The sequence below is a fragment of the Nocardioides bigeumensis genome (assembly GCF_039531755.1).
Lineage (GTDB): Bacteria > Actinomycetota > Actinomycetes > Propionibacteriales > Nocardioidaceae > Nocardioides > Nocardioides bigeumensis.
Map to the genome: position 1 here is coordinate 73,059 of NZ_BAAAQQ010000014.1, position 19,352 is coordinate 92,410.

A 19,352-nucleotide genomic window follows, 5' to 3' on the forward strand; every position below is an offset into this window, starting at 1 on the left:
CCTTCAGGACCCGCTAGCCGGCACCTGCGCACGCTGGTCCTCGAGCCACAGGCCGAGCAGGCCCTTGAAGTGGTCCATGAACTGCTCCTGCTCGTGCGGCGGGTAGGTCTGCTGGACGGTCTCGGTCAGCAGCCTCAGGAACTGCTCCGAGTCCACCCAGTCGACCACCGCCTCCTCGAGGTGCGGCAGGTTGCTCGCGCACCAGTCCCGGTAACGGTCGGTCTCGAAGTGCTCGTCCGCGAGCGCGAGGTAGCCGGCGAGCTTCTCGTCGTAGGACAGGTCGGGGTCGTCGGCGATCGCGAAGTAGCGCGACGTGCGCAGGTCGACGTTGGCCGTGCGACCCGTGACGACGCAGTACGTCGACCAGCGCACCAGGGCGGTGATCGCCCAGGGGAAGTAGTAGTGCAACGACGTGACGGCGACGTCGGGGCAGGCGTTCGCGTAGTCGATCGGGTAGACGTCGTCGCCCGCCACCAGCATCTCCGCCGAGTTGAACTCCCAGCGGAAGAACGCGTTGACGATGCGGGAGATCGCCATCGCCTGGTGGCCGGCCGACTCCGACAGGAAGCCGTGCGACACGGCGTACCTGTTGTGCATCGGCTGGTCGGGCCGGAAGTCCATCACCATCGTCTCGGGACCGATCGACAGCGCCCGGGCGAAGTGCTCGTAGTCCACCGTGGCCTGGAGGTGCATCAGCATCTCGCCGGACTCGTCGTACGCGCGGTGGAGGTCGGCCTTGTCGTTGACGCGCGAGACCCCCCGCCAGCCGCCCCCGTCGAACGGCTTCATGTAGAGGGGGTAGCCGACCTCGGCCGCGAGCGCATCGAGGTCGAAGGACTGGTTGTACCTCTCGGCGGTGTAGGCCCAGCGCACGTTGTCGACGGGGTTCTTGTAGGGCACCAGCACCGTCTTGGGAACCTTGAGCCCGAGCCGCAGCATCGCGCAGTACGCCGAGTGCTTCTCCATCGACTGGAAGGTGAACGGGCTGTTGAGCAGGTAGGTGCCGTTGACGAGCGCCGCCTTCTTGAGCCACTCGCGCGGGTGGTAGTACCAGTGCGCCAACCGGTCGATCACCAGCTCGGGCCGGGCGGGGTCGGTGAGGTCGAAGGGCTCGATGGTGAGCCGCTCCGAGCTGACCGAGTGCGTCGCGCCGTCGTGCTGCACCGGGCCGACCAGCCGCAGCACCTGCTCGAACGCCTGGGGCCAGTCCTGCTCGGCGCCCAGGAGCAGGCCGATCAGGTGGTTGCGCCCCGTCGCGGTCGTGGTCATGCAGTGGCTCCTTCGGTGCGCTGGTCGGTCAGCTCGATCCGGATGCGTTTGTTGTCCTTGCCCTTCGACTCGGTGCCCGAGACGCGGACGTCTCCCACGTCGGCGGTGGAGACGACGTGCGTGCCGCCGTCGGCCTGCCGGTCGAGGCCGAGGATGTCGATCACGCGGAGCGGGTCGACCTCGAGAGGGATCAGGTTGGCAGCGGTGCGGATCAGGGCCGGGTCGGTGTCGGCGGTCGCTCGCGGCACGAAGTCCACGACGATCTCGAGCGCCTTCGCGATCTCCTCGTTGATGCGCCGCTCCACCTGGACGCCGAGATCTGCCGACATGTGGGGGAACGGGAAGTCCAGCCGGCCCTTCCCGGGCTCCATGTTGCCGCCGGTGACGGGGATGCCGTAGTCGGCCCAGATCACGCCGCAGAGCACGTGCAGCGCCGTGTGGGTCCGCATCAGCGTGTGCCTGCGCTGCCAGTCGAGGATGCCGTGGACCTGGGTCCCGACGTCGGGCAGGTCGGCCTCGTCGTCGGTCGAGCCTGTCGAGACCGTGTGCCAGATCGGCCCACGGTCGCGCTTGACCGAGATGACGTCGTACGACGCCGAGCCGCTCGACGCGCCGGTCGACAGCGTGCCCAGGTCGTGGGGTTGGCCACCGCCACCGGGATAGAAGGCGGTCCGGTCCAACCGCACCCGCCGACCCTCCCGGTCGACCTCGACGACCGTCGCCTCGAACTCGCGGACGTAGGCGTCGACCGCGAACAGCTCGCTCGCGGCGAGCTCGGGGGGTGCCGTCGCTGCCGGGTTGCCGGGGACTCCCATGCGTTCCAACCTAGGAGAAACGAGTAACCCGCGACAGAGCCGAGTCGACTTCACGCCGACTCGCCACTCAGCAGAAGCGCGGCAGGTGGTGGGCGAGCTGCTTCTGCCACCAGGGCCAGTCGTGGGCGGAGTCGTGGCCCCACACGTCGAGCTCGTGGCGGATCCCGCGCTCGCCGAGCAGGTGCGCCATCTGCCGCGCCTGTGACAGCGACTCGGTGGGGTGCTCCTCCCAGGGGCCCTCGCCGACGACGAGCAGGATGCTGGCCCGCGAGCGCAGCCAGTCGAGGTGGTCACCGCCGAGGTGCGGCACGAAGTCGACGGGGTTGGTGAAGTACGCCGCGTCGCCGCGGTCGCCCCAGGCGTGCCAGCGCGACGGGTCGTAGGAGCCCGACTGGCAGATCGCCACCGGGAAGAGGTCGGCGCGGGTGAGGCCGAGCAGCAGCGCGTGGAAGGCGCCCATCGAGCAGCCGGTGGCGATCGCCTCGCGCTGGCCGGAGTCGTGCTCGACGAACGACATGACCCGGTCGGTGATCCACGAGGCGTAGGCCCCGTGCCGCCGCGCCCGTTCCTCCAGGGACACCGACCGGTCCGACCAGGTGACGTGGTCGAAGGAGTCGACGCAGTAGAGCTTGACCCGGCCGGACTCGACGAGGTCGGCGACCGCGCCGACCATGCCGTTGTTCTCGTAGTCCCAGGCTCGGCCCTGCTCGCTGGGGAACACCACGACCGGCCGGCCCCAGTGGCCGTAGCGGATCACGGTGCCGGGCCGATCGAGCCCGGGCGCGTCCAGCTCGATCTGGTGACGGTTCATCGGCGCGCCCAGACCTTCATGAGGAGTTCGGTGAGCGCGGGGTCGAGCTGGTCGCGCCAGCAGGTCCAGGTGTGGCCGTCGCGGACCTCGTGCCACGAGACGTCGGCCCCGGTGTGCCGCAGCTGGGCGGCCATCAGCCGGTTGTTGGCGAGGTTCTCCTCGGCGCTGCCGCAACCGAAGGCGATCGTCGCGACGCCCGGCGCGGCCCGCTTGGCGCCCAGGACGGTGGCGACGAAGCCGGTCACCTCCGACCAGAACTCGAATCCCGACTCCTGCGCGTCGAGCTCCGGCGTGAAGAAGGAGCCGCTCTGCAGGAACAGGCCGGCGAAGACGCCGGGCGCCGTCCACGAGGCGTGCAGGGCGGCGAGAGCGCCCAGGCTCTGCCCCATCAGCACGGGCAGGACAGGCGAGGGACACGCCTCAGCCAGCATCGGCACCACGTGGTCGACCAGCGTCGTGGCGTACGCCGGGTTGGCGGCGTACCGCTTGTTGCGATCGCCCGGACTGAGCAGGGCGACCCGCATCGGGGGGAGCGCGCCCGACTCGACCATCGCCCCGACGTAGTGGGTGAGCCCGCCCAGGGAGTCCATCTCGGGTCCGTCGTGGGTGATGAGGAGCGGGAGCGGCTCACCCCCGTCGACGCCGGCGGGCGCCCACACCTCGAGGTCGACCTGGCCGACCGGGGTGTCCTCGAGGGTGGCGCTCGCGCGCTCACCGAGCGCGGGATGCACGTCGAGCCACGACGGCGGCGAGTAGCCCGGCAGCGGCAGCCACGAGTGGTCGCCGAAGGCGCCCGGGACGACGAGCGGGTTGCCCGGGTCGAGGCCGAGCGCGCCGTCGACGTCGAAGAGGTACTCGATCCGGTCGATCGCCAGGTCTCGCGGGCCGCCGTACGGCAGGTCGAGCGCCCAACCGCCGGGCACCTGGCTGAACTTCGGGTCCCCGACGTCGAGGTCGCACCACAGGCTCACCGAGGCCCGGGTGTCGTCGGGGTCGGCGAGCCGGAAGGCGATCGTCTGCTCCTCGACCGACGTCGTCAGCAGCGGGGGCATCACTCCACCGTAATACGTCCGCTCGGTGGTGAATCTCGTTGGCCCCACGTCCCTCCCGGCACCTACGGTGGACCACGCGATGCGCGACTTCCCTCCGATCACCACGGCCTTCACTCCTGTCCCAGGGGCCCAGGAGCCGGATGTGCGCACCCCGGCGGCGTTCCTGCGGTGGCACCTGCGCCAGCAGCGCTCGGTCATCGTGGCCTCGATGGTCTTCGGCGTCCTCTGGCAGCTGCCGCTGACCGTGGGTCCGTGGCTCGTCGGCAAGGTCGTCGACCACGGCATCCTCCCTGGCGACTGGAGCCAGACCGGACTGTGGACCGGGCTGCTCCTGGTGGTGACGCTGATCGGTGTCGTCTTCGGCATCTCGATGCACACCGTGATCGTCCGGTCCTGGCTCATCGCGCTCTACGGCACGACGCAGATGGTCGCCCGCAAGGCCGTCCAGCTCGGCCACGTGCTGCCGCGCCGCGCCCCCACCGGCGAGGTGCTCAGCGTCGCGTCGAGCGACTCCGACGAGTTCGGGGCGCTCACCGAGATCACCGCCCGCGCCTTCGCCCAGCTCTTCGCCTACCTCGTGGTGGCGGCCATCGTGCTGAGCACGTCGCTGCAGATGGGCCTGCTGGTGCTGGTCGCGGCGCCGGTGCTGGTCGGCGTGGCCTTCCCGATGCTGCGGCCGCTGCACCGCCGGCAGGCCGTCGAGCGTGCGCGCAGCTCCGAGCTGACCTCGATGGCCACCGACATCGTCGCGGGGCTGCGCATCCTGAGAGGGATCGGCGGCGAGCGGACCTTCGGCCGCAACTACGCCGGCCAGTCCCAGCGCACCAAGGACGCCGGCGTCTCGGCCGGGATCTGGCAGGCCGCGATCGAGGCGATCGGCGTGCTGATGTCGGGCTTCTTCCTCATCGGCCTGATGTGGCTGGGAGCCCGCGAGGTCCTGGCCGGCGACCTCACCGTGGGCCAGCTGATCTCCTTCCTCGGCTACGGCCTCTTCATGGTCGGGCCGATCCGGACCTTCTTCGAGTTCGCCCAGAAGCTCACCCGCGCGCTGGTCTCCGCCCGCAAGGCGATCGCGATCTTCGAGCAGGCCCCGCCCTGGCCCGACAAGGCGGCCCCGCAGCCGCTGCCCGACGACGGCGACCTGGTCGACGACCTGAGCGGCTTCGTGGCCCGCCCGGGCCGGCTCACCATCGTGGTGAGCGCCGTCCCGGAGTCCTCGGCGGCGCTCGCCGACCGGCTGGGCCGCTACCTCCCCGCCGACACCGAGCCGGTCGCCATCGACGACGACAGCGGCCTGAAGGGCCGGGCGCTGCGCCGCTCCCGCGCCGAGCGGCAGGTCGAGCGCGAGCGGATCGCCGCACGCGACGAGGCCCGCGCCCGCGAGGCCTGGGGCGTCCGCCTGGGGTCGGTCGACCTCGGGTCCGTCTCGCTCGACGACGTCCGCCGCCGGATCGTCGTCAGCGACACCGGCAGCCAGCTCTTCGCCGGCACCCTCCAGGACGCCGTCGACCCGCTCGGCCGGCTCAGCCGCGAGCAGGCCGAGGAGACCATCCGGGTGGCGAACGCCGAAGACGTGTACGACGCGCTCCCGGGTGGCTGGCAGGGCGTGCTCGACGAGCGTGGCCGCGGCCTGTCGGGCGGCCAGCGCCAGCGCGTCGTGCTGGCCCGCGCCCTCGGCACGGACGCCCCGATCCTCGTGCTCGTCGAGCCCACGTCGGCGGTCGACGCCCACACCGAGGCACGTATCGCCGAGCGGGTCGCCGACTTCCGCCGCGGCCGCACGACCGTGGTCGCCACCGTCTCGCCGCTGTGGCTCCACCACGCCGACGAGGTGGCGCTGCTGGTCGACGACCGCATCGTCGTGACCGGCCGCCACGAGGACCTCCTGGCCTCCGACCCGGCGTACCGCCGTGTGGTCGCCCGCGCGATGGACGAGGAGCCGGCCCATGCCTGACGTGTCGGCCCACCCCGATCTCCTGGCCACGTCCGCCGAGACCTGGCGCGAGCGCACGCTCGACCCGCCAGTCGTGCCCGAGGAGCTCGTGCCCCCGCCCAAGTCCTCGCCGTGGTCGGTGCGCGTGCGGGCCCTCCAGCAGCGGCACCGGCTGCGCGAGCAGCGCGCGGAGACGGTGTACGCGGAGTCCCGCAACCCGGACCGCGGCTGGCCGGTCGCCGACAACGACGCCGTGTTCGCGTTCTTCAAGCGGCTGCTGCGCCTGCGTCGCGGGGCGTTCGCCGCGATGGTCGTGCTCAACGGCCTGGCCGCGGCGGCCGCGCTGATGGTGCCCAAGCTGCTCGGCGACCTGATCGACGGCACCGTCGACGGCGACCTCGACACCTCCGGCGTGACGTCGGTGGCGCTGACGATCCTGCTCGTCGTCACGGGGCAGAGCCTGTTCACCTTCCTCGGGCAGCGCACCTCCACGCTCTTCGGGCAGGACCTGCTCGCGACCGCCCGCGAGTACATCATCGACACGATCCTGCGGCTGCCGCTCGGCCGCGTCGAGAGCGCGAGCACCGGCGACCTGGTCACCCGGGTCACCCGTGACGTCGGCACGATGAGCCGGTCGGTGCAGTTCGGTGTGCCGATGGCGATCATCTCGATGCTGACGGTGTCGCTCTCGATCGTCTTCATGCTCGCCAACTCGCTGCTGCTCGCGGTCCCGGCGCTGCTGCTCATCGCGTCGTCGGGCTTCGAGGTGCGCCGCTACCTCCGCCGCGCCCAGAAGTGCTACATCACCGAGGGGGCGACGTACTCCCGCATCAACACCACGCTCACCGAGACGGTCGAGGGTGCGCGCACGGTCGAGGCGCTGGGGCTGACCGAGAGCCGGATCCAGGCGGGCGACGACGACATCGCGCTCTCGGCGCAGGCCGAGCGCTACGGCATGACGCTGCGCAACCTGCTCTTCGCCGTCATCGACTTCGCGTTCAACGCGCCGCGGGTGCTGACGCTCGTCGTCGGCGCCTACGGCTACCAGAAGGGCTGGACCAGCCTCGGCGAGATCACCACCGCCGTGCTCCTCGTCGAGGCGCTGAGCGGACCGCTCGACCGCCTCATCGGTGAGATCGACCGGCTCCAGGTCGGGGTGGCCTCGACGAGCCGGCTGCTCGGCATCGCGCAGGTGCCGCCGGACCGTGAGGCCGGCGACGACCTGCCCGACGGGCCGCACCTGGTCGGCCGCGACCTCCGCTTCGCCTACCGCGAGGGCCACGACGTGCTGCACGGCGTCGACCTCGACCTGCGCATCGGCGAGCGACTCGCCATCGTCGGACCGTCGGGCTCGGGCAAGTCGACGCTGGGGCGGTTGCTGTCCGGCATCAACGGGCCGCGCACCGGCTCGGTCACCGTCGGTGGGGTCGAGCTCACCTCACTGCCGCTGGAGCAGCTGCGCACCGAGGTCGCCCTGGTCACCCAGGAGCACCACGTGTTCGTCGGGTCGGTGCGCGACAACATCCTGCTGGCGCGCGAGGATTCGACCGACGACGCCGTCTGGTTCGCGCTCGCCGCGGTCGGCTCCGCCGACTGGGTACGCCGCCTCCCCGCCGGCCTCGACACGATGATCGGGTCCGGTCAGCAGGCGCTGACGCCGGCCCAGGCCCAGCAGATCGCGCTGGCGCGCCTGATCATCGCCGACCCGCACACGCTGGTGCTCGACGAGGCGACGTCCCTGATCGACCCGCGCACCGCGCGCACCCTCGAGGGCTCGATGAACGCGCTGCTGTCCGGCCGCACGGTCGTCGCGATCGCGCACCGGTTGCACACCGCGCACGACGCCGACCGGATCGCCGTCGTCATCGACGGCGAGATCGCCGAGCTCGGGTCGCACGACGAGCTCGTCGAGCGCGACGACGGCGAGTACGCCGCCCTGTGGCGGGCCTGGACGTCTTGAGGCGTCCCCACCCTCGGCGGGCACCTCACCGGGTCTCGATATGCCCTTGCGCGCCCTCGCAGGCTCGGTCGCGGGGCTACTCGACCTGCGCTCGCGACGCCGACCGCTCGTTCCTCGCGGTCAGCTGCTCGCTTCGGCCGCGCGCACGCGCGCGCAGAGCACCTTCAGCAGCGACTTGGAGACCTCGGGCTGCGCGTCGAGGATCGGCAGGAAGGACCAGGAGGCAAGGGAGATCGTGGTGAGCGGGGTCTCGGCCCGCACCGTCGCCGAGCGCGGCTTGCCGTCGATCAGCGAGATCTCGCCGAAGTAGTCTCCCGGGCCGAGGTTCGGCCGGCTCGCGCCGTGCACGGTGACCGCCGCGGTGCCCTCCTGGATGAGGTGGAAGCCGACGGCTCCGCCGCCCTCCTCGGTGATCTCCTTGCCGGCGTCGTGGTGCACGACGCGGGCCTGCTCGGCGATCGCGTTCAGCGCGCGCTTGCTGACCCCGGAGAAGAGGTCGGTGCTGCCCAGCGCCTGGACGATGTTCTGGTCTGCCGCCATGTGGGCCTCCTCATCTCCGGGCGCCGGGTCTCGACGCCCGCGCCAACGTATCGCCGCCCCCTGACGCGATCAACTGTGGCGGTCCCGCCGTGACCGGACCGTCACCTGTCGCTCGCCCTCAGGGATCTACACGGGTGCTGCGCTTCGACAGCACAGCGACCGGCTGCGCGCCCGCCGTCCTGGCGCTCACCTTGACGCGCAAGCGCTCGCCCTCGAGCCGAGGCTTGATCACGAGGCTCTTCTCGCGCGCACCCCAGACGGGGTCGCCGCCAGGCCGGGAGCCGCCGAGGTTGATCGTCATCGACTCGGAGGGCAACCAAGACCGCCCTGGCGGCGGCGCGGCGAGCTCAGCGGCCGGACATCACCGCGGCGAGCCGCGCCGCCCGCGGGTCGGTGAGCACGGCCTCGAGAGGCATCAGTCGGCCGTCGGGGCCGGTCAGCGGGAGCCGCCAGTTGGGGTACTCCTCATCGGTGCCCGGCTGGTTGATGATGCGCCGGTCGCCGACGAGGTCGGCCAGGGCGACGCCGAGCATGCGGGACGGGGTGAGACGCAGGTAGCGGTGCAGCGCGACGACCTGGTCCTCCACGTCGGCACCCGGCTTCAGCAGTCCTCGCTCGGTGAGGGCCGCCCGGACCTTGTCGATGGCGGCGAGCTCGGTGGCGCGCTCCTCCTCGACGGAGAGGGTGAGCAGACCGAGACGCTCGCGGAGCTCGACGTGGGCGAGCTCGAGGTAGCCCGCGGTCGGAGGCAGGTCGTGCGTGGTGACGGCGGAGAGGCAGAGCTGGCGGTAGTCCTCGGGGGCGAGCGGACGGGAGTCCCCGTGCTCCGTCGTCCACTCGAACCACAGGATGGAGGTCCCGAGGAGACCGCGCTCGCGCAGGTAGTCGCGGGCGACCGGCTCGACGACCCCGAGGTCCTCGCCGATGACGACCGCGCCTGAACGAGCTGCTTCGAGCACCAGGATCCCGATGAGGGCCTCGTGGTCGTAGCGGACGTAGGCACCCTCGCGGGGGCTCATGCCGTCGGGGATCCACCACAGCCGGAAGAGCCCGATCACGTGGTCGATGCGGAGCCCGCCCGAGTCGGCCAGCAGGGCGCGCACCATGTCGCGGAACGGTGCGTACCCGAGCTCGGCGAGCCGGTCGGGGTGCCACGGCGGCTGCGACCAGTTCTGACCGACCTGGTTGAACTGGTCGGGAGGTGCGCCGACCTTCACGCCCTGCGCCAGGGCGGTGCGCAGCCCCCACGCGTCGGCGCCCTCGGGGTGCACCCCGACCGCGAGGTCGTGCACGACCCCGATCCTCATCCCGGCCGACTCCGCGCGCTCCTGGGCGCCGGCCAGCTGCCGGGCCACCAGCCACTGCAGCCAGCAGTGGAAGGTGATGCGGTCGCGGTTGGCCTCGGCGTACGCCGCCACCGCGGCCGGCTCGGCGGCGTCCAGCTCCGCGGGCCAGGCCGCGCCGTCGGTCCCGTGCTCCTCGGCCAGGGCGCACCACGTGGCGAATCGTTCGAGCCCCTCCCCCTGCGCGGCCCGCCAGGCACCGAGCTCGACGTGCCGCGGGGTGGCGGAGAAGAGCAGCTCGAGCGCCGAGCGCTTGGTCTCCCAGGCGGTGTCGCGATCGAGGGTGTCCTCGCCGTTGAGCAGCCTCGCGACCGCGCCGATGGTGTCGACCTGCTTGCGGATCGGGGCCGGCGCGGCGGCGTACTCGTCGGTGTCCTCGACGCGGAGGTAGGCCGGGTTGGCGAACCGGCGCGTCGTCGGGAGGTACGGCGACGCCTCGACCGGCGCGAGCGGCTCCGCCGCGTGCAGCGGGTTGACCAGCACGAAGTCGGCACCCTGCTCGGCCGACCAGGTGGCGAGCCTGCCGAGGTCGGCGAGGTCGCCGACGCCCCACGAACCGGCGGAGCGGACCTGGTAGAGCTGCGTCATCACGCCCCACACGCGGTCGTGCTCGAGCACGTCGGGGAGCGGGAGCCGTGACGGCGTCACGATGCAGGTGGCGGTGGTCCGCGAGCCGTCCTCGAGGTCGGCGTGCAGCAAGTGCCAGCCGACCGGGAGGTCAGCGCTGAGCTCCACGGTGGCGCGACCGACGAGCGCGCCGTCCACCTCCTTGGGGTCCACCCAGTTGTCGACCGCGCGGACGTCTCGACGGCTGCCGTCCTCGAGCTCGACGTGCACGTCGACGGTGCTGCCGTGCGGGACGTGGACGGCGACCCAGGGAGTCCAGCCCTCACGGAGCACCACCGTCGGGGGTAGCACCCGGCGCCACTCGCGGAGGTCGGCGTCGCGCAGCGCCGCAGCCACGGCGTCGGGTGAGGACGCGTCGACGCCGAGACCGGCCAGCACCGCCACCAGCGTCTCGGTGGTGACCGGCACCTGCCGTCCCTGCCAGTCCCAGTAGTCCGTGGAGATCCGGTGCTTGGCCGCGAGGTCGAGCAGCGACTGGTCGGGGGACACGCCCGGCAGTCTCCCACGCAGCCGCCGCCGCATCGCGACCGTCCCGCGCGCCCACCCGCACGCCCACCCGCACGGGGGAGCGTCCCCGCCCCGGCCGGGTCGTTCGACGAGCGCACGATGATGGACGACGACCACTCCGAGGGCGAACGATCCGCGGGCGTGCCGGAGTGGACGACCCGGAGCCCGCGCACCGCCATTAGCGGTACAAAGGAGCCATGCCCGAGTCACGCGCCGGAACCCTCGCCCAGCCCTCCGACCTCGTCGACGTGGCCCACCTCGTCACGGCGTACTACACCGGCGTCCCCGACCCTGACGACCTCGACCAGCAAGTCGCCTTCGGCACCAGCGGGCACCGCGGGTCGTCCCTCAGGACGGCCTTCAACGAGACACACATCCTGGCGACGACACAGGCGATCTGCGACTACCGCAAGGAGCAGGGGTACGACGGCCCGCTGTTCCTCGGCCGCGACACCCATGGGCTCTCCGAGCCGGCCTGGTCGACCGCGATCGAGGTGCTGGTCGCCAACGACGTGACCGTGCTGGTCGACGCCGCCGACGGCTACACGCCGACGCCGGCGGTGTCCCACGCGATCATCCGGGCCAACGGTGGCGGTCGCCCCGGTGGTCGAGCCCAGTCGAGACCCGCCGACGGCATCGTGGTCACCCCCTCGCACAACCCACCGGCAGACGGCGGCTTCAAGTACAACCCGCCGCACGGCGGACCTGCCGACACCGACGCGACGTCGGTGATCGCGAAGCGTGCCAACGAGCTGATCCGCGGTGGGCTCGCCGACGTGAAGCGGACGCCCTTCGCCCGGGCGCGGGCCGCGTGCACGGCGTACGACTTCATGGGCACCTACGTCGACGACCTGCCGTCGGTGGTCGACATCGACGCGATCCGCGCGGCCGGGATCCGGATCGGGGCGGACCCGCTGGGTGGAGCGTCGGTGGCGTACTGGGGAGCGATCGCCGAGCGTCTGGGCCTCGACCTCACCGTGGTGAACCCTCTGGTGGATCCCACGTGGAGGTTCATGACACTCGACTGGGACGAGAAGATCCGGATGGACTGCTCGTCGCCGAGCGCGATGGCGTCGCTGATCCACCGCAAGGACGACTACCAGATCGCCACCGGCAACGACGCCGACGCAGACCGGCACGGCATCGTCACGCCGGACGCCGGGCTGATGAACCCCAACCACTTCCTGGCCGTCGCGATCGGCTACCTCTTCGGCGGCAACCGTCCCGACTGGCCCGAGACGGCGCGGATCGGCAAGACCCTGGTGTCGTCGTCGATGATCGACCGGGTCGCCGCCTCGCTCGACAAGCCGATGGTGGAGGTGCCGGTCGGCTTCAAGTGGTTCGTGCCCGGGCTGATCGACGGGTCGTTCGGCTTCGGCGGCGAGGAGTCGGCCGGCGCGTCGTTCCTGCGTCGCGACGGGTCGACGTGGACCACCGACAAGGACGGGCTGCTGCTCTGCCTGCTGGCCTCGGAGATCCTCGCCGTCACGGGCAACACCCCCAGCGAGCTCTACGCCCGGCTCGTCGAGCAGCACGGCGATCCGGCGTACGCCCGCGTCGACGCGCCCGCCACCCGCGAGGAGAAGGCCAAGCTCGCCGCCCTCTCCCCCGACGACGTCTCCGCGACGTCGCTCGCCGGCGAGGAGATCACCGCCAAGCTCACCGAGGCTCCCGGCAACGGCGCCAAGATCGGTGGCCTGAAGGTGGTCACCGAGAACGCGTGGTTCGCGGCGCGGCCCTCGGGCACGGAGGACGTCTACAAGATCTACGCCGAGTCCTTCCGCGGTCCCGACCACCTCGCCGAGGTGCAGGCCGAGGCACGCGAGGTGGTCTCCGCCGCGCTGGGCTGAGATAACTGACCACGAAGAGCACGATCTGGGCCCGAGGAATCGTGCTGATAGTGGTCAGGTAACTCGTCAGGGCTGCTCGGGTCGTCGCACGCCAGGCCCGCTCAGAAGTCGTGCCGGCGGCGTAGGCGCCCGAACCACGCCGCGCACACCGGGATCCGCCAGTCGACCATCAGCGCCTCGGCGGCGTCGGCGTGCCGGGCGGCGGTCTCACGATCGCCGCCCGCGGCCGCACCGAGCGCCAGGAACGCGTCGGCCGGGCCGAGCGCCAGCCCGGAACCTGCCGTGACGGCGGTGCCGGCGTGCGGAGCCAGGAGGGCGTAGGCCGCACGGGCCAGCCCGGCGTCTCCCAGGCCGAGGGCCGCCTCCGCGGAGAAGGCCCAGTTGGCCGGGGAGTACCAGTCGTCCCGGGACAGGTCGATGGGCAGCCGCTCGGCCTCGGCTCGCGCCTGCTCCACCCGCCCGGCCCGGAACAGGCACGCGATGTAGGTCGAGGCGATAGGGAGGGGGTTGCCGGAGAACATCGCGAACAGCGGCAGCACGTCGTCCCAGCGCTCCTGCCAGACCCGCACCGACACCAGGGCGCCGGCGTAGCCGTAGTCGGCGTTGTGGATCTCGAAGCGCGACACCAGGGCGCCGACCTGGGCGAGTGAGCGCTCCGCGTCGTCGAACCGGTCCTGCATCGCCGCCCACGACACCAGCAGCGCCTCGACGAAGAGCAGGGGGAAGTGCAGCTGGAACCGTCCGGCCTGCTCGCGCACCTCCTGGACGGAGGCGGTCATCTCGTCCAGCCGGCCCAGCTCGGCCTCGACGTTGGCGCGCATGGCGGTCGCGGTGGCCAGGCTCCGCTCGGCACCGAGACGGCGAGCCAGGGCGACGGCCTCGACGGCGAGCTCGAGCCGCCGCCGGCGCGTGCTCGCCGACCACTGCGCCACGAACGCGACCTCGCACGCCTCCATCACGAGCTGGTCGGAGCCCAGCCGGCGGGCCATGGCGAGCGCCTCCTCGGCGATCTCGACGCGCCGGTCGAGCGGCGTGACGTAGTAGAGCTCGGACCCCATGGCCATCAGCACCCGGCAGCGGAGCTCCCCGTCGTCGGGCGGCAGCCGGCGCAGCGACTCCTCGAGCGCCGCGACCACGCGTTCGTTCTGCTCCGCGTAGGCGGCCGTCTGCCACAGGGCGCCGACCGCGAGGTGGGCGGAGGCCTCCGCGAGCAGGTGCACGTCGTCGAGGCGACCGGCGACCTCGATGGCCTGCTCCACCACGCCGGCCATCGGCACCCACGAACCGACCCAGCGGTACTCGTCGGCCAGCGTCATCAGAAGCCGATAGCGGTCCTCGTCGGTGGCCGTCGGGTCACCCTCGAGCCGCTCGAGCGCGGCCACCAGCAGGTCGACGGCCTGCTCGTGGGCATGCACCTCGCGCGCCTGCTCGGCGGCCACCTCGGCGGCCCGCCAGGCCCGGTCGGCGTGCGAGCTCCCCGCCGCGAGCCAGTGCCGCGCCGCCTCCGTCACCCGGCCGACGCGACGCTCGAGCGCGGCCGCGACGGCGGCATGGGCTCGCGCGAGGCGGGTCGGGCCCAGTGCGGCGTACGCCGTGTCCCGCACCAGGGCGTGCGTGAAGACGAAGCCACCCTCGCGCTCCTCGCGGACCAGGCCGGCGGCGACCGCCGCGTCCAACGCGTCGAGCACCTCGTCCTCGGAGGTGCCCGACGCCTCCGCGACGACGGCGAGCTCGAACTCGCGCCCGGCCACGGCGGCCCAGGTCAGCAGCCGCGCCGTGGGCTCGGGCAGGCGGTCCAGCCGCCGGGTCAGCACGTCGCCGACGGCCGTGGGCGGGTCGGCGCCGCCCAGGAGGCCGGCCAGGTCGCCGGTCTCCCGGGCCAGGCGGGCGTACTCCACGAGGTAGAACGGGTTGCCGTCGGTCCGCTCGGCCAGCTCGCCCGCTTGGCGGCCGCTCGCCTCGACGTCGGCCACGGCCAGCACGATCCGCGCCACGTCGGTGCTCCCCAGCCCGGTGAGCGCGAGGCGCGCGGCGTGCCGGCGCGCCATCGACTCGGCCACGTCGGCCAGGGCGCCGGTCGGCTCGGGATGCGCCCGCCACGTCGCGACCAGGAGCAGCGGCCCGTCGTGCACCGTCTCGAGGAGGAGCCGCAGCACCCGCAGGCTGGCCGTGTCCGCCCAGTGCAGGTCGTCGAGCACCACCACGAGCGGCTCGGTGCGGGCCGCCTCGTGCACGCGGCGTACGACGGCCTCCCGCGACCGGAACTCCGCGCCCTCGTCGGCGGCCCCGCCGAGGTCGAGGTCCGCGCCCAGCGTCGTCAGCACCTGCTGCCAGGGCCACAGCGGCGGCGCACCGTCGTCCTGGGAACACCTGCCGACGACGACGCGGACGCCGCGGGCCCGGGCGACGGCGAGGAGCTCCGCGCAGAGCCGGGTCTTGCCGATGCCGGGGTCCCCCGTGACGGCCGCGAAGGCCGGCGTGCCGGCCAGGGCCTCGTCCAGGCGACCGACGAGGCTGGCGAGCTGCGCGTCGCGCCCGACGAGCGGCCATCCGACCGGGGCCGCGCTCACCGGCTTCGTCGCGGGGGCAGGCGGTGCGGTCACCGGCTCCGCCGGGAGGTCGAGGTCGGGAGCCCCGAGGACGTCGGGATCCTGGCGCAGCAGCGCCGTCTGCAGGGCCTGCAGCGGCCTGCTGGGCTCGAGACCGAGCTCCTCGTCGAGCACCCGGCGGAGCTCGGCGAGCACGTCCAGCGCCTCCGCCTGGCGCCCGCTCCTGGCGAGCGCGACGGCGCGCAGGCCCCAGAGCTGCTCACGGACGGGGTACGCCGGGGCCAGCGCCTCGAGCTCGGCGGCGACCCCGGCGTGGTCGCCGGTCGTGAGCCGGAGCGCGGCGCGGTCCTCGAGCGCGACGACCCGGAGCTCGGTCAACCTGGCCCGCTCGGCGACGGCCGTCGGTGCGTCGCCCAGCTCGAGGTAGGGGTCGCCGCGCCAGAGTCCGAGCGCCTCGTCCAGCTCCGCCAGGGCCGCGGCGACCTCGTCCGGCCCGAGGGCCGGACGGTCCCACGCGTGGTCGCGGCGGCCGAGCCGACGGCGTACGCCGTTGACCAGGGCGGCGAACCTCGTGGCGTCGACGGCGTCGGGCTCGAGCCGGAGCGCGTAGCCGGGCGGGACCGAGACCAGCACCGTGGGTGGCGTGCGCGGCGGCCGCTCGGGCTCGAGCGCGCGACGCAGGCCCGACACGTAGGCCTGGAGGGTGCCCGCCACACCGTCAGGCGGCTCCCCTGCCCAGACGAGGTCGGCCAGCGTGTCGGGCGAGACCGCACGCCCGCCCGACAGGGCCAGGGCGGTCACCAGCGAGCGCGGCTTGGGGGCGCCGAGGTTGACGGGCTCGCCCTCGTGGGCAGGGCCTCGCCAGACCTCGATCGCCCCCAGGACGTTCACCCGCACGGTCGCAGGATAAGCGGCGGCGGCGGTCGAGCAGTGAGATCTCCACTGCACTCGATCACCGAAGCGCGGAAAGTCGAGACCAGCCATCCGACATCGGAGGACTGGTCTCGACTGCGCTCGACCGTCGGCGCGTCAGCCGACCAGCGCGGGCTCCCTGACCGGGGCGTCCAGCTCCGGCGCCTCGACCTGCACGTTCGGCAGGAGCCGGTCGAGCCAGGCCGGCAACCACCAGTTGCGCTCGCCGAGGAGGCTCATGGTCGCCGGCACCAGCACCATCCGGACCAGCGTCGCGTCCAGGAAGATCGCGACGGCCATGCCGAAGCCGATCATCTTGATGACCACGCCCTCCTCGGTGGCGAAGCCGAGGAAGACCAGCACCATGATGGCCGCGGCCGTGGTGATCACCCGGCTGGTCGAGGCCAGGCCTCGGGCCACGCTGCCGTGCGCGTCACCGGTGCGCTCGTAGTCCTCACGGACCCGCGAGAGCAGGAACACCTCGTAGTCCATCGACAGACCGAAGAGGATCGCGAACATCAGGATCGGCAGCCAGCTCGACACGGGCACCGCGTGGTCCAGGCCGAGCAGCCCCTGGCCCCAGCCCCACTGGAAGACAGCGGTCAGGACGCCGTACGACGCCGTCACGCTCAGCAGGTTCATGACCGCGGCCTTCACCGGGATCAGCACCGAGCGGAACATCACCATCAGCAGCAGCACCGAGATCCCGACGACGAACCCGATCACCAGCCAGATGCGGGTGTCGAGGATGTCGACGATGTCGCTGAACATCACCGACGACCCGGCGAGCTCGACCCCGTCGGGCAGGTCGTCCCGGAGGTCGGCGATCTGGGCGGGCGTGCCCTCGTCGTTGTCCCGCAGCACGGACTCGGCCGTCACGAGCGCGATCGCGCCGTCCGGCGAGACCTGCGCCGGCATCACGTTGACCAGGTCGGAACGCTGCGAGAGCGACGAGACCATCGCGTCGATCTGGCCGTCGTCGACGACCGAGCGGTCGGCGACGAACAGGTACGGGGTGTTGGCACCGGGACCGAACTCCTCGGACACGATGTCGAAGGACTGGCGCAGCGGGCTGCTGGCCACCTCGTCACCTCCGCTGCCCGGCCAGGTGCGCATGTCGAGCACCGGCGCGGCCAGCATCAGCATCACCGCAGCGGTCCCGAGCAGCCACGGCCAGGGTCGGCCGGCGACGCGGCGCGCCCATCCCTCGGCCCGGGTCCCGACCGGACGGTCGGCCCTGGCCAGTGCCGACGCACGTACCTTCTTGCCCTTGCGCGCCCGCCGAGCCGCGCGCGGCTCGATCCAACGGTTCGTCAGGGCGAAGACGGCCGGCACCAGCATCAGCGAGGTCACCATCACGGTGACGACGGTGATCGCGGTCGCGAAGCCGAACGCCGCGAAGGTCGCCAAGCCCGACAGCCGCAGGCCGAGGAGCGAGACCAGCACGGTGGTGCCCGCGAGCACGACCGAGCGTCCCGCGGTGCGGTTGGCGGCGGCCGCGGCCGCGACGACGCCGAAGCCGGCCCGGCGGTACTCCAGAGCCCGGGTGAGCATCAGCAGTGCGTAGTCGATGCCGACACCGAGGCCGACCATCGTGGCCACCGTCGGCGCGAACGGGCTCACCGACATGAAGCCGCAGAGGATCGTGATGCCGGCGGTGCCGACCGCGAGGCCGGTGACGGCCACCACGACGGGCAGACCCGCCGCCACGACCGAGCGGAACATCAGCAGCAGGATGACCAGCGCCGCGATGACGCCGATGATCTCGCCGGTGCCCTTCATGGCGCTGCCGGCAGTGCTCGGCAGCTCGCCGCCGAGGACGACCTGGATGCCGGCCTCCTGCGTCGGCTCGACCGCCTGCTCGAGCGGCTCGGCGTCGCCGTACACGTCGTTGTGGGTGACGGGCAAGTCGTACTGCACGGTCAGCAGCGCGGTGTCGCCGTCGGCGGACATCCGCGGCGGCGTCACGCCGATGACGTGCTCGAGACCGGCGAGCCGGTCGGTGAGAGCGGTGAGGTCCGCCTCGGACAGCGGGCTGTCGTCGTGGACGACGACCTGGGCCGAGGTGTTGCCGGACTCCGGCAGGTGCTCGCGCAGCAGGTCGACGCCTGCCTGGGCGGGAGCGGCCGGGACGTCCCAGTCTTCCTGGGTCGGACCGCCGACGGCGCCGGCGACGCCGAACACGGCGACGGCGACGACCAGCCAGACGGCGAACGTGCGCCACGGGTGCGTGGCGGCGAACCGGCCGAGCCGGTCGAGCATGCGGTTCATTGCAGGGTCTCCTGGTTGAGGGATCCGCGGTGGGATCGGGTTGATGGGGAGACCGTCCCGCGTGGCGCTTGTGAGTCACTTGAGACCGACTGACAAGGCGACTCAAGTCACTCTCAAGTCGGCCTTCAGCGCGACCCGCACCGTTGTCGGCATGACCACCACTCCGCACACCCGGCCCACCACCCGCCAGCGCGCCGACCGCCCGCTCCTCCTGCCCGGCCAGACCCACGCGGCACCGGGGCCGCACGACATGACCGGCATGTACGTCGTCCACCACGGCTTCCGGCGCGACCTGGCCGCCTTCGAGGCGGCCGTGCGCAACACGCCGGTGGACGACGCCGAGGTCTGGGAGCTCCTTCGGAAGAGGTGGGACGGCTTCGCCGCCGTGCTCCACCACCATCACGAGCTCGAGGACGAGTACTACTGGCCGGAGATGCTGCGCCGCACCCGGCAGGTCGGCCTGCAGAGCGCGGTCGAGACGCTGACCGCGATGGAGGCCGAGCACCACGAGATCGACCCCGCCCTGGCGGACTGTGAAGCCGGGCTGACCGCGATGGTCGCGCACCCGTGCCCGGCCCACCGCGACGACCTCGACGCCGCCGTCACCCGCACGCGCGTCGCCCTGCTCGACCACCTGCGCCACGAGGAGACCGAGGCCATCCCCCTGATGCAGCGGATGCTGCCCACCGAGGTGTGGGAGGAGTCCGAGAGGGTGGCGCTCTCGACGTTCCCGAAGCGGTTCGTCCCGTTCCTGGTCGGCTGGGGACTGCACGGACTCCCCGACGACGCTGCCCGCCGGATGATGGCGAAGGCCGGCCCGGCGTACGTCGTCGTGCACCGGCTCGTCGGACGGCGCTGGGAGCGCCGCGAGCGGCGTACCTTCAAGTACGCCTGAGCGCGGCCCTGCACCCGT

13 protein-coding genes are annotated in these 19,352 nt (G+C 72.5%); 4 read left to right on the forward strand and 9 right to left on the reverse strand.

Annotation, left to right across the window (positions count from 1 at the left end; translation table 11 throughout):
* Window positions 1–3: 3 nt before the first annotated feature.
* The 4 genes from ABD295_RS19715 to ABD295_RS19730 all read right to left on the reverse strand — a co-directional run bounded on the left by ABD295_RS19715 (window position 4) and on the right by ABD295_RS19730 (window position 3,947).
* On the reverse strand, window positions 4–1,269 hold the full coding sequence (locus ABD295_RS19715; RefSeq protein ID WP_344305553.1) for an ATP-grasp domain-containing protein: 1,266 nt from the start codon (window positions 1,267–1,269) through the stop codon (window positions 4–6).
* On the reverse strand, window positions 1,266–2,084 hold the full coding sequence (locus ABD295_RS19720) for an alanyl-tRNA editing protein (protein ID WP_344305554.1): 819 nt from the start codon (window positions 2,082–2,084) through the stop codon (window positions 1,266–1,268). The genes ABD295_RS19715 and ABD295_RS19720 overlap by 4 nt, the downstream gene beginning before the upstream one ends.
* 67 nt (window positions 2,085–2,151) lie before the next feature.
* The gene (locus ABD295_RS19725; RefSeq protein ID WP_344305555.1) at window positions 2,152–2,895 is read right to left on the reverse strand and encodes an esterase family protein; all 744 of its coding nucleotides are present in this window, start codon (window positions 2,893–2,895) and stop codon (window positions 2,152–2,154) included.
* Window positions 2,892–3,947 carry an alpha/beta hydrolase gene (locus tag ABD295_RS19730; protein ID WP_344305556.1) on the reverse strand — a complete coding sequence of 352 codons (1,056 nt, stop codon included), beginning with the start codon at window positions 3,945–3,947 and terminating at the stop codon, window positions 2,892–2,894. The genes ABD295_RS19725 and ABD295_RS19730 overlap by 4 nt, the downstream gene beginning before the upstream one ends.
* Window positions 3,948–4,026: 79 nt before the next feature.
* On the opposite strand from ABD295_RS19730, the gene ABD295_RS19735 reads away from it, so the two are divergent.
* Window positions 4,027–5,901 carry an ABC transporter ATP-binding protein gene (locus tag ABD295_RS19735; RefSeq protein ID WP_344305557.1) on the forward strand — a complete coding sequence of 625 codons (1,875 nt, stop codon included), beginning with the start codon at window positions 4,027–4,029 and terminating at the stop codon, window positions 5,899–5,901.
* Entirely contained in the window at window positions 5,894–7,840 is a 1,947-nt protein-coding gene (locus ABD295_RS19740) for an ABC transporter ATP-binding protein (protein WP_344305558.1), read from the forward strand. Before ABD295_RS19735 ends, ABD295_RS19740 begins: the two co-directional genes overlap by 8 nt.
* Before the next feature lie 120 nt (window positions 7,841–7,960).
* Here the strand turns inward: ABD295_RS19740 and ABD295_RS19745 are convergent, their stop codons facing one another.
* The 3 genes from ABD295_RS19745 to malQ all read right to left on the reverse strand — a co-directional run bounded on the left by ABD295_RS19745 (window position 7,961) and on the right by malQ (window position 10,839).
* Window positions 7,961–8,380: a cyclic nucleotide-binding domain-containing protein gene (locus ABD295_RS19745; RefSeq protein WP_344305559.1), complete on the reverse strand. Its 420-nt coding sequence runs from the start codon at window positions 8,378–8,380 to the stop codon at window positions 7,961–7,963.
* A gap of 118 nt (window positions 8,381–8,498) precedes the next feature.
* Window positions 8,499–8,681: a hypothetical protein gene (locus ABD295_RS19750; RefSeq protein ID WP_344305560.1), complete on the reverse strand. Its 183-nt coding sequence runs from the start codon at window positions 8,679–8,681 to the stop codon at window positions 8,499–8,501.
* Window positions 8,682–8,727: 46 nt separating this feature from the next.
* Window positions 8,728–10,839, reverse strand: a complete 2,112-nt coding sequence (gene malQ, locus ABD295_RS19755) for a 4-alpha-glucanotransferase (RefSeq protein WP_344305561.1) — start codon at window positions 10,837–10,839, stop codon at window positions 8,728–8,730.
* A gap of 215 nt (window positions 10,840–11,054) precedes the next feature.
* Between malQ and pgm the strand changes: the two genes are divergently transcribed.
* Window positions 11,055–12,707, forward strand: coding sequence for a phosphoglucomutase (alpha-D-glucose-1,6-bisphosphate-dependent) (gene pgm / locus ABD295_RS19760; RefSeq protein WP_344305562.1), 1,653 nt, complete (start codon window positions 11,055–11,057; stop codon window positions 12,705–12,707).
* A 101-nt stretch (window positions 12,708–12,808) separates the two neighbouring features.
* Here pgm and ABD295_RS19765 read toward each other — a convergent pair whose 3' ends face one another.
* Both ABD295_RS19765 and ABD295_RS19770 read right to left on the reverse strand, forming a co-directional pair.
* The gene (locus ABD295_RS19765; protein ID WP_344305563.1) at window positions 12,809–16,153 is read right to left on the reverse strand and encodes an ATP-binding protein; all 3,345 of its coding nucleotides are present in this window, start codon (window positions 16,151–16,153) and stop codon (window positions 12,809–12,811) included.
* A 132-nt stretch (window positions 16,154–16,285) separates the two neighbouring features.
* Complete coding sequence (locus tag ABD295_RS19770) at window positions 16,286–18,439, reverse strand: MMPL family transporter (RefSeq protein ID WP_344305564.1); 2,154 nt, start codon at window positions 18,437–18,439, stop codon at window positions 16,286–16,288.
* 151 nt (window positions 18,440–18,590) lie between these two features.
* On the opposite strand from ABD295_RS19770, the gene ABD295_RS19775 reads away from it, so the two are divergent.
* Window positions 18,591–19,334 (forward strand): hemerythrin domain-containing protein, encoded by a 744-nt coding sequence (locus ABD295_RS19775; RefSeq protein WP_344305565.1) that lies wholly within the window; start codon window positions 18,591–18,593, stop codon window positions 19,332–19,334.
* Window positions 19,335–19,352: the final 18 nt, after the last annotated feature.

Excerpts from the sequence above, each read along its gene's own strand:
- ABD295_RS19715 (WP_344305553.1), bottom strand. The coding sequence starts at position 1,269 with ATGACCACGACCGCGACGGGGCGCAACCACCTGATCGGCCTGCTCCTG.
- ABD295_RS19720 (WP_344305554.1), bottom strand. The coding sequence starts at position 2,084 with ATGGGAGTCCCCGGCAACCCGGCAGCGACGGCACCCCCCGAGCTCGCC.
- ABD295_RS19725 (WP_344305555.1), bottom strand. The coding sequence starts at position 2,895 with ATGAACCGTCACCAGATCGAGCTGGACGCGCCCGGGCTCGATCGGCCC.
- ABD295_RS19730 (WP_344305556.1), bottom strand. The coding sequence starts at position 3,947 with ATGCCCCCGCTGCTGACGACGTCGGTCGAGGAGCAGACGATCGCCTTC.
- ABD295_RS19735 (WP_344305557.1), top strand. The coding sequence starts at position 4,027 with ATGCGCGACTTCCCTCCGATCACCACGGCCTTCACTCCTGTCCCAGGG.
- ABD295_RS19740 (WP_344305558.1), top strand. The coding sequence starts at position 5,894 with ATGCCTGACGTGTCGGCCCACCCCGATCTCCTGGCCACGTCCGCCGAG.
- ABD295_RS19745 (WP_344305559.1), bottom strand. The coding sequence starts at position 8,380 with ATGGCGGCAGACCAGAACATCGTCCAGGCGCTGGGCAGCACCGACCTC.
- ABD295_RS19750 (WP_344305560.1), bottom strand. The coding sequence starts at position 8,681 with ATGACGATCAACCTCGGCGGCTCCCGGCCTGGCGGCGACCCCGTCTGG.
- pgm (WP_344305562.1), top strand. The coding sequence starts at position 11,055 with ATGCCCGAGTCACGCGCCGGAACCCTCGCCCAGCCCTCCGACCTCGTC.
- ABD295_RS19770 (WP_344305564.1), bottom strand. The coding sequence starts at position 18,439 with ATGAACCGCATGCTCGACCGGCTCGGCCGGTTCGCCGCCACGCACCCG.
- ABD295_RS19775 (WP_344305565.1), top strand. The coding sequence starts at position 18,591 with ATGACCACCACTCCGCACACCCGGCCCACCACCCGCCAGCGCGCCGAC.